Below are 12,662 nucleotides of genomic sequence, written 5' to 3' on the forward strand. Positions count from 1 at the left end.
TATCGCCCTATGATAAAGCTATCAAGGAGGTACGATATGAAAGAATTTGTATGTAACGGCACGGATCCACTCAAACGAGTGCTATTGTGTCCACCAACGTATCATGAATTTGAACCCATTAATGTGATCACAGAAAAATGGCTCGATGAAAAAGAAACGGTCAATAAAGAAAAATGTATGGCCGAACACCAATTGTTGATAGATGCCTATGAAAAAAACGGTGTGAAAGTCGAATTGATGGATCCTAAACCCGGTCTTCATTATGAAGTCTTTGCCCGTGATTTTGGCGGTTGTGTCAAAGAAGGCTATATCATGGGATCGTTTCGCGAACCTTGTCGACAAGCAGAAACAGCCGAATATGAAAAGAAAATGAAAGAATTAGACATTCCGGTTATTGCACGTTGTACAAGTGGTGCTTTTGAAGGTGGTGATTTCTGGATGTTGGATGACTATACCATTGCCCATGGCATCATTGCCCGAACCGATCGAGATGGCTTTGAAAATGTGAAACGACAAGTCGAAGAGCTTGGTTATACCATGGTCGGCGTTCCTTGTGCGCGTCGCAATCTGCATCTGGATATGTGCTTTAATATTGTTGCCGAAAAAGTAGCTGTGGTCTGTGAAGAAGCACTCCCTGAATTTTTCATCAACATGTTAAAAAAACGCAACTTTACCCTGATACCCATTCCGCAAGAAGGTGTATTTAAACACTTTGGTAACCTACAAGCCTTAGGCAATGGCAAAGTATTGACGTTGAAACAAAATGTGGAAGTCAACCAAAAAATGTGCGCCCTTGGTTTAGAAACCATTGAATTGGATATTACTGAAATCTTAAAAGGTGGCGGTGGCCTTCATTGTATGACCTTTCCCTTGGAACGACATGCCTGAACTATGTGTCTACATAGTTCTTTTTTTATAGCTTGAGAATGTTTATACTTATAAAGAGAGAATACCTATGTCTACGATCTTAGTTTTTGAACAAATGATGGTCATCTTGCTTCTAATGTTGGTGGGTGCCATTACCCAAAAGATCAAACAGATCGATCAACCCCAACAACAGTTGCTATCGTGGCTTGTCGTCAATGTCTTTAATCCGGCCTTGAGTATTTCTAGTGTCTTATCCAGTGATGCATCCGGAAATCTGACCTATATTGCCTATACCTTTGGGATCGCGATCCTGATGTATGGCAGTTTTATTCTGCTTGGAAAACTCTTTACATGTAGGATCAAAGATTCCCATGAAAGCGTCATCTGGCAATTCATGATCGACTTTCCCAATGTCGGTTTTATTGGCATTCCTGTTGTACGCGGCCTTCTAGGCCCCGAATACGTGATTTACGTTGCCTGTTTTGGCTTGGTTTTCAATGTGTTGTTTTATACCTATGGCTTATCCTTGATCAAAGACAGTTCCCATTCCTACAAACAAATCTTTAATATTGGCACGCTTTCTTCCATTTGTGCCTTGGTCCTTTTTCTAGGCAACATTCGTCTACCTTACGTATGTGCACAAACCCTCAATTATTTAGGGGAAGTCTCCATTGCCTTGCCTTTAATGATCACAGGCATGACTCTGGCTCAAGAAAAGGATCTCAAAAAAATGTTTTTGGATGGAAAAATGTATGGCTTTACCTTTGTCAAGATGGTCATTCTCCCGCTCATCGCCGGTATCTTCATGATGATGGCCCATGTTCCTCAAGATCTTCAAGTTGTATCTTTATTGATGTTTGGTATGCCCATAGCCAATCTTCCCCTCATCGTATTGGCTGAAAAAGGATGGCCCACCCAACTTTGTTCCGAAGGCATTATCCTCACAACGATCCTATCTGTAGTCACCATTCCTCTGGTATTTATGATCTATGATTGGGTCTTATTATGAATCTTCATTAAATAGATCATTGAAAGCATGCCATTGACCAACATGCCAAAGATACCAATGACCAATAAAATGATCATGTGATTCATCTTGGCTTGTTTCAGATCCATGATGCTTAATAAATTCAACATGGTTGGATGAAGCAATACCTGATGAACTTGATTCAAGGTTGGCCAAGCTAATATGGATGCAACAAAACAAATCCATGTGAAAAGGATCGGTATCCATTCCTTGATTGGCTTTTTATGATTGAAAACCAAATGAATGATCCAAAAAATGGATAGAACCAAAAGACAGAGGATATTGCCTTTGACCAGCCACAAATACTTGGATACCGTGCCCATGGCACTCACGGTTGGTGCGGCACTTAATGTCGATAAGAAATAGACCCCGACAAAACAAGTCACAAGACCGAGTAAACCACTCACGACGCAAGCAATCAAACTGTTGCGATAAGTCAATATCTTTTTCATTGTTTCACCCGCTTTTTCAATTCGTAGACATCTTCTCTTCGAGCCGTCATCAAAGGCAATTGTCGACGAATATTTTCTACTTCACGCAAATCGATATCAATCACTTTGGCACATACTTTCTCATCCATTTCACTGACGATGCTTCCCCAAGGCGATACGACCATCGAATGGCCCCAAGATACATAGCTTGCCTTTTCATCTCTGGCATCGGATGTAGCCACCACAAAACATTGATTGTCCATGCCACGAGAACGCAGCATCAATTCCCAATGAGCTGGGCCAGTACTCATATTAAAGGCAGCTGGAACTAAAATGACTTTGGCTCCTTCCAAAGCCATGAGTCGCACAAATTCCGGAAAGCGACAATCAAAACAAATACAAAGACCCATCTTGCCAAATTCGGTATCAAAGGTCGTACATTCATTCCCGGCTGTCAAGGTGTCGGATTCATGAAAGTGTTGACCCCCATCGATATCCACATCGAAAAAGTGGACCTTTCGATGTTTCGCAATTTGTCGCCCCTGTCGATCAAATACATAGGCCGTATTGTATATATGTCCCTTATCATCTTTTTCCGGAACCGAACCTGCTGATAAATACACGCCAAACTTGGCGGCAATCGAAGACAATCGCGACCATGTCGCCTCTTGCTCTGTTTCAGCATAGAGAGGAAAACGATCTGTTTGATACGGACAATCAAACATTTCCCCAATCGTTACCAAATCCATCTTCTGATCCTTATATTCATTGATTTTTGCTTCCAATGCATCCAAATTTTTTTCTTTTTCTTCATATACATGGGCTTGAATTTGTAGAATACGCATTTTTATCATTCCTCACTGTAAAAAAAGCCACTATTTAGTGGCAGACTTCATTTTGTTTGTCTTGTTGGGCAGCCAGTTTAATTTCTGGCTTTAACTGCTTGTACATGACACTTCCCTTTTTCATGCCAAAGGTTTGTACCAATTCATTGTGGATATCCAATAACTCCTCATGATTCCGGGCTAAAATGTCCCGGACAATTTTGGCATCTTGATCATCCATGGACGTAAGCGAAGTTTGTGTCTTCTTTTTGGCTTCCGCTTTCTTTTGTTGCTCAAAAGAAACAGCATCCAATCGCTGAACACTATAGCCTTTTTCGCTCCAAAAAGAAACCAAGGCATCATATCCCGTATCTTTAGAAAAAATACAATATTGCGTTTTCGGTGCACTCTTGACCAAGAAACCCAAATACGAAGCCAATTGAAAATCTAAAGCATTCTTACCCGTACAACAAGGAATCGCTTCAAACGCATTTGGATATTGTACGATTTCCAACATATCCGCATAAGAAATATGCGGCGAATTCTCCGTATAAAATAAATAAATCTTATCATTTTTCGTTTTCTTTTCTAATAAGATCTTCCAAGATGATCCGACATTTTCGGTATCGACTAAATAAATGATTCGCTGTGGCATTATTTAATCTCCTCTATGGTATAACCAGAACCATATACGCGTGAAACATATTCACTGAATTGTTTATTTTTGATTTCTTCTTCCGACATCGTTGCCTCTTCTCCATAAATATCTTCGGTAACAACTTCTTTCGAGTCATTCACGCTCGGTACGATTACAATATAATAAATGGTATAGTCCGTATTGGCAACGCGATATCGTAAATTATGCATCTCTAAGATACGATCACTATTTCCCTTTTTCTTTGATTTTAAGAACGCCCGGTAGACCGTTTGATTGGAACGCAAAGTGACATTCGCATTATCCTGATTTAATTCGATTCGGAATATATCTTGTTCATGCTCTTCAATATATTTATCAGCCGCTGCATAGATCTTCTTTAAATAAGACTTAGGAATTTTGGATACTGTCGCATATTGATCCGGTAACCCCGAAACCGTGATGGTCGTTGTGGTATGGGTTGGATGAAAATTGTATTGACGTGCTAAACCCTTATCATACGTAGCCGTGATTTTGACTTGATCGCCATTGGACAGATCCGTATTCGGATCCGCTTCATATTTTACAGACTCCATAAAAGTTCGTGTTCGTTCATTGATATTGGAAGCCGGATTGGTCACGACCAACGTCGCCTTGCCATTTTCCCCTGTATATTCCAAATGCATATTTTGGGTCACATCCACATCGACTTGGCGCATGAAAAAAGCATATCCGATCAATGTCAAGATGGCAATCATGGTCCCCAGACTCACAAAATAGAGCAATTTCTTACGAATTTTTTCATTCATGACTCTATTTTAATCAAAATATTGGGCATTGGCTATAGCTTTAGAAATAAAATCCAACATCGGCTGATCAATCTTTTGCTGTAAGATTTCCTCGGCATTCTTCACACATTCATCCATCATAGCTTTATCTTTTTCCAGATCCCCCAAGACAAAGTTCGGTAACCCGCTTTGACGAACGCCTAAAAAATCACCAGGCCCACGTAAGCGCAAGTCATATTCCGTAATCGCAAAACCATCCGTGATCGTTTCCAATTTCTTTAAACGCTCGATGGCTTGGGGATCTTTCGAATCCGACAATAACCAACAATACCCTTGTTCCTTACCACGTGCTACACGCCCACGCAACTGATGCAACGTACTCAAGCCAAAGCGATGCGCATCATAGATGACCATCATCGTGGCATCGGGCACATCGATGCCTACTTCTATGACCGTGGTTGAAACCAATACATCCAATTCTTTTTGGACAAATTGATTCATGATGGCTTCTTTTTCTTCACTGCTCATTTGCCCATGCAACAAACCAATGCGTCGCTTTTTTAAGGTCTTTTTCATGCCTTCATAGACCTTGATGGCAGAGCGCATCGATACTTCCGTGGAATCTTCAATGGCGGCACAGACCACATAACCCTGACGCCCCTGATCCAATCCTTCTAAAATATCTGGAAGAATGGGTTTCATCGATGTGCCTTTGACATAGGTCGTAATCACTGGTTTTCGATGGGGTGGCATCGTCTTGATATTGGAAATATCCATATTGCCATAGATAAAATGAGCATAGGTACGTGGAATCGGTGTCGCTGACATCATCAAAAAGTCTACATTTTGGCCTTTTTCTAACATCGATCGGCGTTGTCGTACACCAAATCGTTGTTGCTCATCGGCAATGACCAGGCCTAACTTGGCAAACTGCACTTGGTCTTGGAACAAAGCATGGGTCCCTACAAAAATCAACATTTCGCCTGAAGCCATGCCATCTAAAATGACTTGTTTTTCTTTGGCTGAAAGAGCCGATACATACAATTGCACATCAAAGCCCAAAGCTTTCATCTTTTCATAATGTTGACGAGCCAATATTTCCGTAGGAGCTAAGAAAGCCGATTGATAGCCGGCTAGATAGGAGGCATAAATCGCAGCCATGGCCACGATGGTCTTGCCACAACCCACATCTCCTTGTACCAAACGAAACATCGTTTTACTACTATGCAGATCTTCACATACATCCCGTATGGCACGTTCTTGATCTTTGGTCAATGGAAACGGCAATTTGTCGATCCAGGCATCGATCAAAGATGCATCAAAGATCTTTGGTTCTTTTGAAGCACTTGTGGCTTGATTCTGTGTGGCTTGCATGACACATTGGAAACATAAAAATTCTTCATATTTTAAAGTACGCAAAGCATACGACAAATGTTTTTGATCTTGAGGATGATGCACCCACAACAAAGCTTGGCCATGTTCCAACAAACGATATTGGTCACGATAACGATGAGGAATGACATCTTCGACTTCCTCACGATAGGCCAATGCCGCATCCATGATCTTTTGAAACTCTTTTTGATGCATCTCTTTGGGCAAAGTATAGACAGGGTGCATGCCTGTTTGTTTGGATAAGGGTTCAAAATTATAATTGGTTGCCGTAAATTTGTTCTTGCCTTTGTATTGACCAAAGAGCGTAATGGTTTTGCCAAAGGTAAATTGTTGCGTCCATGGCCGATTGAATAAAGTCACTTCTATTTCTTGATCATACGAAATAACTGTAAATTTCGTCATGGAACGATTCTTCCCAAAACGAATCACACGAGCCGTTTGACAAATCAAGCCTTCAAAACAAACATGATCGTTTTCTTGCCATTGGGAATATGGGATGATTTCGATGGTTTCATAACGAAAGGGATATGTCTCCAACAAATCTTCAACCGAAGCAATTCCCATCTTGGCCAATAATCCTTGGCGTCTACTTGTGAGTTTTAATACGTTTAGATCCATGATCATTCCCTATTCGGTTAACGACATATAACCAAATGCCACTCTCAACAAGACTCAATACAAAATAGATGCCAATCACGATCAAGGCCATGCCCAAAGCCGATGAAAAATGCACTTGCATCCAGGTGACCATGGTCCAGCCAAACCAGGTATTATTGGCTAAGGCCATCGATCGAGCCACACTTTCCAAGGATGTCAAGGCATAGACATTTTTCGTTAGGGTATCCAAACCAACCAACAGGATCAAATAAGCCGTACAACCTTTCCATAACGCAAGCATTTGGGGGTTTTTCTGTTTGGCCAATCGATAATTTACGCCAATTTGTACAGGCATCCACAATAATACAAGCAAGCCATAGATAACTTGTACAAGAATCGCAACTGCATCCGTATTGGTTTGTACATGAAAAGTCAAAAGCACACATTGAAACATAAATTGTACCAAGATGACGATCAAGCCTTCTTTCCATTCGATTTTTCGATGAACATCCCACAATTCCATACATAATTTATAAAGACCTACACTCCACAAAACACCAATCAGTAAGACCAAAGGAATATAGTTTGTCGCATGAGCGGCAATGAAAAAATATGCCAGATCATAGAGGACACTGAGTCCAAAATAATACAAAAAATATTTTATTTTTACCAAATTTATACCTCCAATCGAATCGCTTTGGAATGGGATCCATGCCCAAATGGGGCATGAAAAGACACTGGTATCGCATAGGACTTTGTGATCGTATGTAAGATATCATACTCATTTTCCGCTTCCAATTGGGTAAATTCCCCCAATGTCAAAGAAGCTATTTGATCGATCACGCCCATATCTTCCAATTGCGCAAAGAAAGAACGAATCCGATAAGCATTGCCTGACCGACTTTCCAGACACAATGGAACACCACTCAAATCGGGGAAATACTTGGTTCCTGCCAATTTCAGAAAACAACGAATGTTGCCCCCTAACCCTGCACCGATGCATAGATCATTGGGCTGAAAAGCTAGATACTTCTTAAGATCGGTCTTGTTTTGATTGTTTTTGATTTGAAACAAGACACAAGGTCGATACATCGCTAACACGTTCAATACACAACTCAGATCACTATAGCCATGAAAAATCGCATGACTTTTTGAATAGGTATCCAAATCTAAATAGCGAAGGGTCTCATTGGCTAGATCACCACCCGATACATCAAAGATAAAATCAAAAGATTGAGTCATCCATTCATTAAAAACGGAAGCTCTTTGTTTCGGACTGGCTGTTTGAAAAAGCAAAGGAGATATCTGGACCGTATGGTTCCATGCCTTTAACGCAGCCATGGTAGAATCAAGCGATCCTTCTTTGACAGGATCGGATAATCCCAATAAACCAATTGTTGCCATATCAATCTTGCTCTTTTCTAAATAGGATCCATACAACGATGAGGATGATCCAGACCCACCAATAATGAAAAAAGAGGCCAAACAAAGCAAAGACAATAGAGAAAATAATCAAAAAGGGCAAGCTTACCAAAAAGATGGCTAAACCCGCCAAAATACATGCGATAATGAAAATCAATAGTGCTGTTAACATACAATTTCCTTCCTATATAGTTATTATACTACATCCACTTCTACAATCTGTTCCTGCTCTTTTAAGAGGGCATACCACAATTTCGACCCATCGTTTTCTTCTTCATCTTCCAAACGCACACCGATATACCCACGTTTTTCCAGGATGCTTTTGTTGCGCAATCGCGCAGGTTCATCTTTCATGGAATAATAATAGGGTTCAGGAGTGGTATCAGGACCGTAACAAGGAATGTCCGGATCCAAGGCAAAGACGGCATATAAAATACAAGAGGTTTTGATTTGCCGACAAACCATTTCTTTCGATATATCCAACATGGAGAAGAAAATGCCTTTTTGTCGATAGCTTTTTGTTACATAGGCATTGGTAAAAAAGATGACTTCACCAAAAAAGGTTTCTTCTTTTTTACTTTGACAATAGGGATAGGCCAAATCAGGGAAATAGTAGTGGCACAATGTATAATATTCCAAATTGGACCAGTCCGAATCCAGCGTGATGGCATCATACACACTTTCTTTTTTTAGGACATCATCCAGCGAGCCATGCATAAAAGAAAGATCCGCAATGACTTGGTCTTGATCATAGACCAGCAAAATTCCTCGTTCCAAGCCATTTACGATGGGATAGAAAAGAAAGACATAGATCCATTCATCGATTTGTTCCATATGAACACTTGTCTTTTCACAAAATTCAACATAGGAACATTGTAAAAAAGAACGTAACAAGCTATAAGCTCTTCTCATATATTCTTGTTTATTCATAAAACAACCTTAACATAAAAAGGCCATGAAAAACATGGCCGACACAATTGTCTTGTCGATAGGTGGTGATTTAGATGAACAAGACATTCAGATAATGGAAAAACAATTTGTGCAACATGGATCGAAGATCGAGTTGTCGCATAAACCATGCGAATTTTACTGTCTTTACTAGACAATATCCGTATGTTTGGTCAATAAATAACGAGCACTAAAGTAATTGATCAAAGTCAAAATAGCTATTACGGCACATACGATCCAGCCATAATGCAAGACATAGGACCATACTTGTGCATTGGTCGCATTGACGATCGAATCGATGTGATCGGTATACCATACGGTCAAACGCATCGATGCAAACAACATCACAAAGAAACCAACAATATATTCAATCACTAACACCAAACGATCATGGTTCGGAAAATGATTGGCAATGGTCGTTGACAATTGGGCCCAAGTAGAAAACCAAACAAATTCCAAGATCAAACCAATGATCAACAATACCCATGCTTGACCAGGTACTTGGTTAAAGAGGATTTGGAAATCGGACCAATTGATCGAACTTGGGTCAAAGACCATACCGGTAAATAGGATAACGACAACCAATACAATTTGATTGATCAAGCCCCAAATCACATAACCCAAGGTATGCGACAACATCAAACTATCGATACTTACAGGCAAGGAATGATAGATATAGCTTTCTTTTTCAAAAGTTCTCGTTTTGAATCGTTTGATAAAACTGATATGGACCATGAATGCAGAAACGATCAATACCACCGAAAAAATAAAATATAAGAGATTCGATAAGAAAGGGATGATATTTTCAAACAAATGGGCCACCAAGATCAATACAAACAACGAGAGATGCAACAGCCCCAAATTCCAACTGACACTTTTCATGTCATATTTAAATATTTTTAGTAACATTTGAAGACCTCCTTGAAATATTCATTGACCGATTGACCATGTTCTTCGCGAATCGCGTCAACGCTCTTTGCCGTTACGACCTTTCCTTCATTGATCATGATCACATCATCCAAGATGCTTTCCACATCGGTGATCAAATGCGTCGAAATCAACAGCGATGAGTTTTCCGTATCAAAATTGGAAAGAATGGTATGCAAGATATAATCACGGGTAGCTGGATCGACACCGCCAATGGGCTCATCCAAAATATAGAGTTTGGCATTTCTAGCCATGCACAAAATCAAAGCCACCTTTTCTTTATTTCCCTTCGATAAAGCTTGCATACGCATATCTTGATCAATATGCAATTCACTCATCATTTCCAAGGCACGATCCAGATCAAAATCCATATAAAAGTCATCATAGAAATTCACAAGATCTCTCACTTTCATCTTTGGATCGTAACATTCTACATCCGGTAAATAGGAAACAAAAGCCTTGGTTTCTACGCCTGGTGCCAACCCATCAATTTCAATGGAACCACTTGTTGGCATCAATAAAGTTTGCATCAATTTCATCAATGTGGTCTTACCCGAACCATTGGGCCCCAATAAACCAATGATTCGACCATTTTCACACGTGAAATGGATATGATCCAAAGCCACCTTATGACCCGGATATATTTTTGTCAGATCATTACATACAATTTTACTCATCTTTCTTTCCCTCAACTTTCTGGATTGCTTCTATTACCGCTTTGGTATCTAAACCCAAATCATGCATATGTGATAAAAACATTTGAATTTCTGCTTGCGCAAATTCCCTTTTCATTTGTTGGATCCTTTCCTGGTCGTCCGTAATAAATCGACCATTCGTACGTTGTGAAACAACCAATCCCTTTCGTTCCAATTCAGCCATGGCTCGTTGCACCGTATTGGGATTGACACCAATTTCCAATGCCAAAGCCCGAACCGAAGGCAATTGCGAATTCGGCGGATATTTTCCTTTCATGATATCCTTTTCTATATGTTCAACAATTTGTAGATAAATCGGACGTTCTGTGTCCAACTTCCATTTCATGCCTTCACCTCCTGTGTTATTGTATTAATCACTTAGTACACTAATACAATAACACAACGTACAGAAAAGTCAACACAAAAAAAGAAGAAGATCATTCATCCTCTTCTTCCGCATGTAAGATCTTATCGAGATCTTCTAACATTCGTAACAATTCAACCAAGCGATCCTTACCAAACTGTTCCACGACATGTCTATATTTTTTAACCACTGCAGCTCGTTGTTTGTCACATGCCTCTTTTCCATGTTCCGTCAAATACACATAGGTTCCTTCGGACCCATCGCCTTTATAAGCCCGTTCTACTAAGTCTTGTTCTTGCAGTTCATCCACGATTTTTGCGGTTTCCATCATCGAAATCGTCAGATGATTGGATAAATCACGTACAAAGACCTTATCTTGATCGTCTAGGCGCGTTTCTTCTTCAATATAGAATAGTGCCACATAAGCCGGAACCGATAGTCCCATCATACGATGAATCAAAGATGTACGATCTACCGCAAATTTTTGAAACATCAATTCATTGAAAAGATCCAACGTGTCCATGTCTTTTTTATGCATATTTAAACCTCCTTTTGTGGTAATTGAACCAATTGCCATTGGTTATCTTGATAATCAAAGATCGTTAATGAACAATTGGGAACCAACTGAGAAATATGAGGACGAGCCTTGGCAATATCCGGTCGTAAATACTCGATCGTACGAGCAATGACAGCCCCATGACTCACAACCAATACATTGTCTTGATCCGCATATTTTTCCAATGTATGCATGAATCGGTCTCTTGCATCGTCACGATTTTCTCCTCCGCAAAACGCAAAACCAATCCAATCTTGTTCCGGATCCGGTCGTGATACGCCAAATGGATCACCTTCTTTTTTACCAAAAAAGACTTCTCGTAAGCCCTTTTCATACTTGTATGGAATTGGACGATTGGCAATGATATAGTGCATTGTATCCATGGCGCGCTCAGAAGTCGACGAGAGTGCCAACGAAAAAGACTTGTCCATCAACTTGGCACCAATTTCCTTGGCTTGTTGGATACCTTCTGGCTGCAAGGGGCTATCACACCACCCTTGATATAAGCCTTTCTTATTAAATAACGTCTTGCCATGACGAACGACATAAAATCTTGTCATATCAAAACCTCCGGATAGCTGACCAAGGACAACTGTCCATCTTCACACGCAATTTTCATCATCGAACAATTCGGCATGATATCGTTATAGTTTGGATCCAGATCATGGATCACTTCCCGCAAGACCGTACCATGACTGACCACCAATACATTTCGATTGCCTACATGTTTAGCAATAGTGATCAAACGGCGTTCCACACGCAATCCCGCTTCATCAAAATTTTCGCCACCCCAAGCAGTATAATCCCGTCGTGGACTTTCTAATAGAGGCCGACGATCTCCCCCTTCTAAACTACCAAAACTTATTTCTTTTAGATCTTTGTAGAAAAGGACGGGAAAACGCTCTTGCGTGATGGTCAATAACGTATCTCTAGCTCGCTCACTCGTACTGGAAACCCCTAAAATAAATTCAATCGGACTGATCTTTTCCGCCATCAATTGCGCTTGATGTACGCCCAAAGGGGTCAAAGGCGAATCCGACCATCCTTGTATCAACTCTTTGACATTAAATAACGTCTGTCCATGTCGGACAATATAGAACATTGTTTTCATAGTTGCATTATAACATGTATATCATTGAATGCCACTTTGGTTGTTTTTAGTATCATTGAAAAAGTTGACTTTATCAACC

18 protein-coding genes are annotated in these 12,662 nt (G+C 40.2%); 3 read left to right on the top strand and 15 right to left on the bottom strand.

Annotated features, from left to right (window positions below):
* Positions 1-36 precede the first annotated feature (36 nt).
* The gene (locus MOZ64_RS01190) at positions 37-888 is read left to right on the top strand and encodes a dimethylarginine dimethylaminohydrolase family protein (protein ID WP_320324799.1); all 852 of its coding nucleotides are present in this window, start codon (positions 37-39) and stop codon (positions 886-888) included.
* Between the two features lie 67 nt (positions 889-955).
* Complete coding sequence (locus MOZ64_RS01195; RefSeq protein ID WP_320324800.1) at positions 956-1,876, top strand: AEC family transporter; 921 nt, start codon at positions 956-958, stop codon at positions 1,874-1,876.
* On the opposite strand, the gene MOZ64_RS01200 is transcribed toward MOZ64_RS01195, so the two are convergent.
* The 9 genes from MOZ64_RS01200 to MOZ64_RS01240 are packed head-to-tail and all read right to left on the bottom strand — an operon-like array spanning position 1,855 to position 8,912.
* A complete protein-coding gene (locus MOZ64_RS01200; protein ID WP_320324801.1) occupies positions 1,855-2,346 on the bottom strand; it encodes a hypothetical protein in 492 nt (163 codons plus the stop codon). The genes MOZ64_RS01195 and MOZ64_RS01200 overlap by 22 nt on opposite strands.
* Entirely contained in the window at positions 2,343-3,170 is an 828-nt protein-coding gene (locus tag MOZ64_RS01205) for a carbon-nitrogen hydrolase family protein (RefSeq protein WP_320324802.1), read from the bottom strand. The genes MOZ64_RS01200 and MOZ64_RS01205 overlap by 4 nt, the downstream gene beginning before the upstream one ends.
* Positions 3,171-3,204: 34 nt before the next feature.
* Entirely contained in the window at positions 3,205-3,804 is a 600-nt protein-coding gene (locus MOZ64_RS01210) for a PIN domain-containing protein (protein ID WP_320324803.1), read from the bottom strand.
* A complete protein-coding gene (locus MOZ64_RS01215) occupies positions 3,804-4,592 on the bottom strand; it encodes a hypothetical protein (protein WP_320324804.1) in 789 nt (262 codons plus the stop codon). Before MOZ64_RS01215 ends, MOZ64_RS01210 begins: the two co-directional genes overlap by 1 nt.
* Before the next feature lie 9 nt (positions 4,593-4,601).
* The gene (gene recG, locus MOZ64_RS01220; RefSeq protein ID WP_320324805.1) at positions 4,602-6,581 is read right to left on the bottom strand and encodes an ATP-dependent DNA helicase RecG; all 1,980 of its coding nucleotides are present in this window, start codon (positions 6,579-6,581) and stop codon (positions 4,602-4,604) included.
* The gene (locus MOZ64_RS01225) at positions 6,550-7,233 is read right to left on the bottom strand and encodes a hypothetical protein (RefSeq protein WP_320324806.1); all 684 of its coding nucleotides are present in this window, start codon (positions 7,231-7,233) and stop codon (positions 6,550-6,552) included. The genes recG and MOZ64_RS01225 overlap by 32 nt, the downstream gene beginning before the upstream one ends.
* 2 nt (positions 7,234-7,235) lie before the next feature.
* The gene (locus MOZ64_RS01230; protein WP_320324807.1) at positions 7,236-7,964 is read right to left on the bottom strand and encodes an LD-carboxypeptidase; all 729 of its coding nucleotides are present in this window, start codon (positions 7,962-7,964) and stop codon (positions 7,236-7,238) included.
* 1 nt (position 7,965) lies between these two features.
* Positions 7,966-8,154, bottom strand: coding sequence for a hypothetical protein (locus MOZ64_RS01235; RefSeq protein WP_277633448.1), 189 nt, complete (start codon positions 8,152-8,154; stop codon positions 7,966-7,968).
* Positions 8,155-8,177: 23 nt separating this feature from the next.
* A complete protein-coding gene (locus tag MOZ64_RS01240) occupies positions 8,178-8,912 on the bottom strand; it encodes a hypothetical protein (protein WP_320324808.1) in 735 nt (244 codons plus the stop codon).
* A gap of 34 nt (positions 8,913-8,946) precedes the next feature.
* Here MOZ64_RS01240 and MOZ64_RS01245 point away from each other — a divergent pair, with 34 nt between their 5' ends.
* Positions 8,947-9,084, top strand: a complete 138-nt coding sequence (locus tag MOZ64_RS01245; protein ID WP_320324809.1) for a hypothetical protein — start codon at positions 8,947-8,949, stop codon at positions 9,082-9,084.
* On the opposite strand, the gene MOZ64_RS01250 is transcribed toward MOZ64_RS01245, so the two are convergent.
* From MOZ64_RS01250 to MOZ64_RS01275, 6 genes are all read right to left on the bottom strand, one after another.
* On the bottom strand, positions 9,081-9,839 hold the full coding sequence (locus MOZ64_RS01250) for a hypothetical protein (RefSeq protein ID WP_320324810.1): 759 nt from the start codon (positions 9,837-9,839) through the stop codon (positions 9,081-9,083). The two genes, MOZ64_RS01245 and MOZ64_RS01250, sit on opposite strands and share 4 nt — an antisense overlap.
* Positions 9,830-10,534: an ABC transporter ATP-binding protein gene (locus tag MOZ64_RS01255; protein WP_320324811.1), complete on the bottom strand. Its 705-nt coding sequence runs from the start codon at positions 10,532-10,534 to the stop codon at positions 9,830-9,832. The genes MOZ64_RS01250 and MOZ64_RS01255 overlap by 10 nt, the downstream gene beginning before the upstream one ends.
* Positions 10,527-10,898: a GntR family transcriptional regulator gene (locus MOZ64_RS01260; RefSeq protein WP_320324812.1), complete on the bottom strand. Its 372-nt coding sequence runs from the start codon at positions 10,896-10,898 to the stop codon at positions 10,527-10,529. Before MOZ64_RS01260 ends, MOZ64_RS01255 begins: the two co-directional genes overlap by 8 nt.
* A gap of 91 nt (positions 10,899-10,989) precedes the next feature.
* Entirely contained in the window at positions 10,990-11,454 is a 465-nt protein-coding gene (locus MOZ64_RS01265; RefSeq protein WP_320324813.1) for a MarR family winged helix-turn-helix transcriptional regulator, read from the bottom strand.
* A 2-nt stretch (positions 11,455-11,456) separates the two neighbouring features.
* The gene (locus MOZ64_RS01270; RefSeq protein WP_320324814.1) at positions 11,457-12,032 is read right to left on the bottom strand and encodes a histidine phosphatase family protein; all 576 of its coding nucleotides are present in this window, start codon (positions 12,030-12,032) and stop codon (positions 11,457-11,459) included.
* Positions 12,029-12,583, bottom strand: a complete 555-nt coding sequence (locus tag MOZ64_RS01275; RefSeq protein ID WP_320324815.1) for a histidine phosphatase family protein — start codon at positions 12,581-12,583, stop codon at positions 12,029-12,031. Before MOZ64_RS01275 ends, MOZ64_RS01270 begins: the two co-directional genes overlap by 4 nt.
* Positions 12,584-12,662: the final 79 nt, after the last annotated feature.

Source organism: Absicoccus intestinalis (genome assembly GCF_033971885.1).
Classification (GTDB): Bacteria; Bacillota_I; Bacilli_A; order Erysipelotrichales; family Erysipelotrichaceae; genus Absicoccus; species Absicoccus intestinalis.

Bases quoted from the DNA above. Each gene is read 5' to 3' on its own strand.
- MOZ64_RS01265 (WP_320324813.1), bottom strand. From the start codon at position 11,454: ATGCATAAAAAAGACATGGACACGTTGGATCTTTTCAATGAATTGATG.
- MOZ64_RS01235 (WP_277633448.1), bottom strand. From the start codon at position 8,154: ATGTTAACAGCACTATTGATTTTCATTATCGCATGTATTTTGGCGGGT.
- MOZ64_RS01210 (WP_320324803.1), bottom strand. From the start codon at position 3,804: ATGCCACAGCGAATCATTTATTTAGTCGATACCGAAAATGTCGGATCA.
- MOZ64_RS01255 (WP_320324811.1), bottom strand. From the start codon at position 10,534: ATGAGTAAAATTGTATGTAATGATCTGACAAAAATATATCCGGGTCAT.
- MOZ64_RS01260 (WP_320324812.1), bottom strand. From the start codon at position 10,898: ATGAAATGGAAGTTGGACACAGAACGTCCGATTTATCTACAAATTGTT.
- MOZ64_RS01245 (WP_320324809.1), top strand. From the start codon at position 8,947: ATGGCCGACACAATTGTCTTGTCGATAGGTGGTGATTTAGATGAACAA.
- MOZ64_RS01195 (WP_320324800.1), top strand. From the start codon at position 956: ATGTCTACGATCTTAGTTTTTGAACAAATGATGGTCATCTTGCTTCTA.
- MOZ64_RS01230 (WP_320324807.1), bottom strand. From the start codon at position 7,964: ATGGCAACAATTGGTTTATTGGGATTATCCGATCCTGTCAAAGAAGGA.
- MOZ64_RS01275 (WP_320324815.1), bottom strand. From the start codon at position 12,583: ATGAAAACAATGTTCTATATTGTCCGACATGGACAGACGTTATTTAAT.
- MOZ64_RS01270 (WP_320324814.1), bottom strand. From the start codon at position 12,032: ATGACAAGATTTTATGTCGTTCGTCATGGCAAGACGTTATTTAATAAG.
- MOZ64_RS01190 (WP_320324799.1), top strand. From the start codon at position 37: ATGAAAGAATTTGTATGTAACGGCACGGATCCACTCAAACGAGTGCTA.
- MOZ64_RS01200 (WP_320324801.1), bottom strand. From the start codon at position 2,346: ATGAAAAAGATATTGACTTATCGCAACAGTTTGATTGCTTGCGTCGTG.
- MOZ64_RS01205 (WP_320324802.1), bottom strand. From the start codon at position 3,170: ATGCGTATTCTACAAATTCAAGCCCATGTATATGAAGAAAAAGAAAAA.
- MOZ64_RS01240 (WP_320324808.1), bottom strand. From the start codon at position 8,912: ATGAATAAACAAGAATATATGAGAAGAGCTTATAGCTTGTTACGTTCT.
- MOZ64_RS01250 (WP_320324810.1), bottom strand. From the start codon at position 9,839: ATGTTACTAAAAATATTTAAATATGACATGAAAAGTGTCAGTTGGAAT.
- MOZ64_RS01215 (WP_320324804.1), bottom strand. From the start codon at position 4,592: ATGAATGAAAAAATTCGTAAGAAATTGCTCTATTTTGTGAGTCTGGGG.
- recG (WP_320324805.1), bottom strand. From the start codon at position 6,581: ATGGATCTAAACGTATTAAAACTCACAAGTAGACGCCAAGGATTATTG.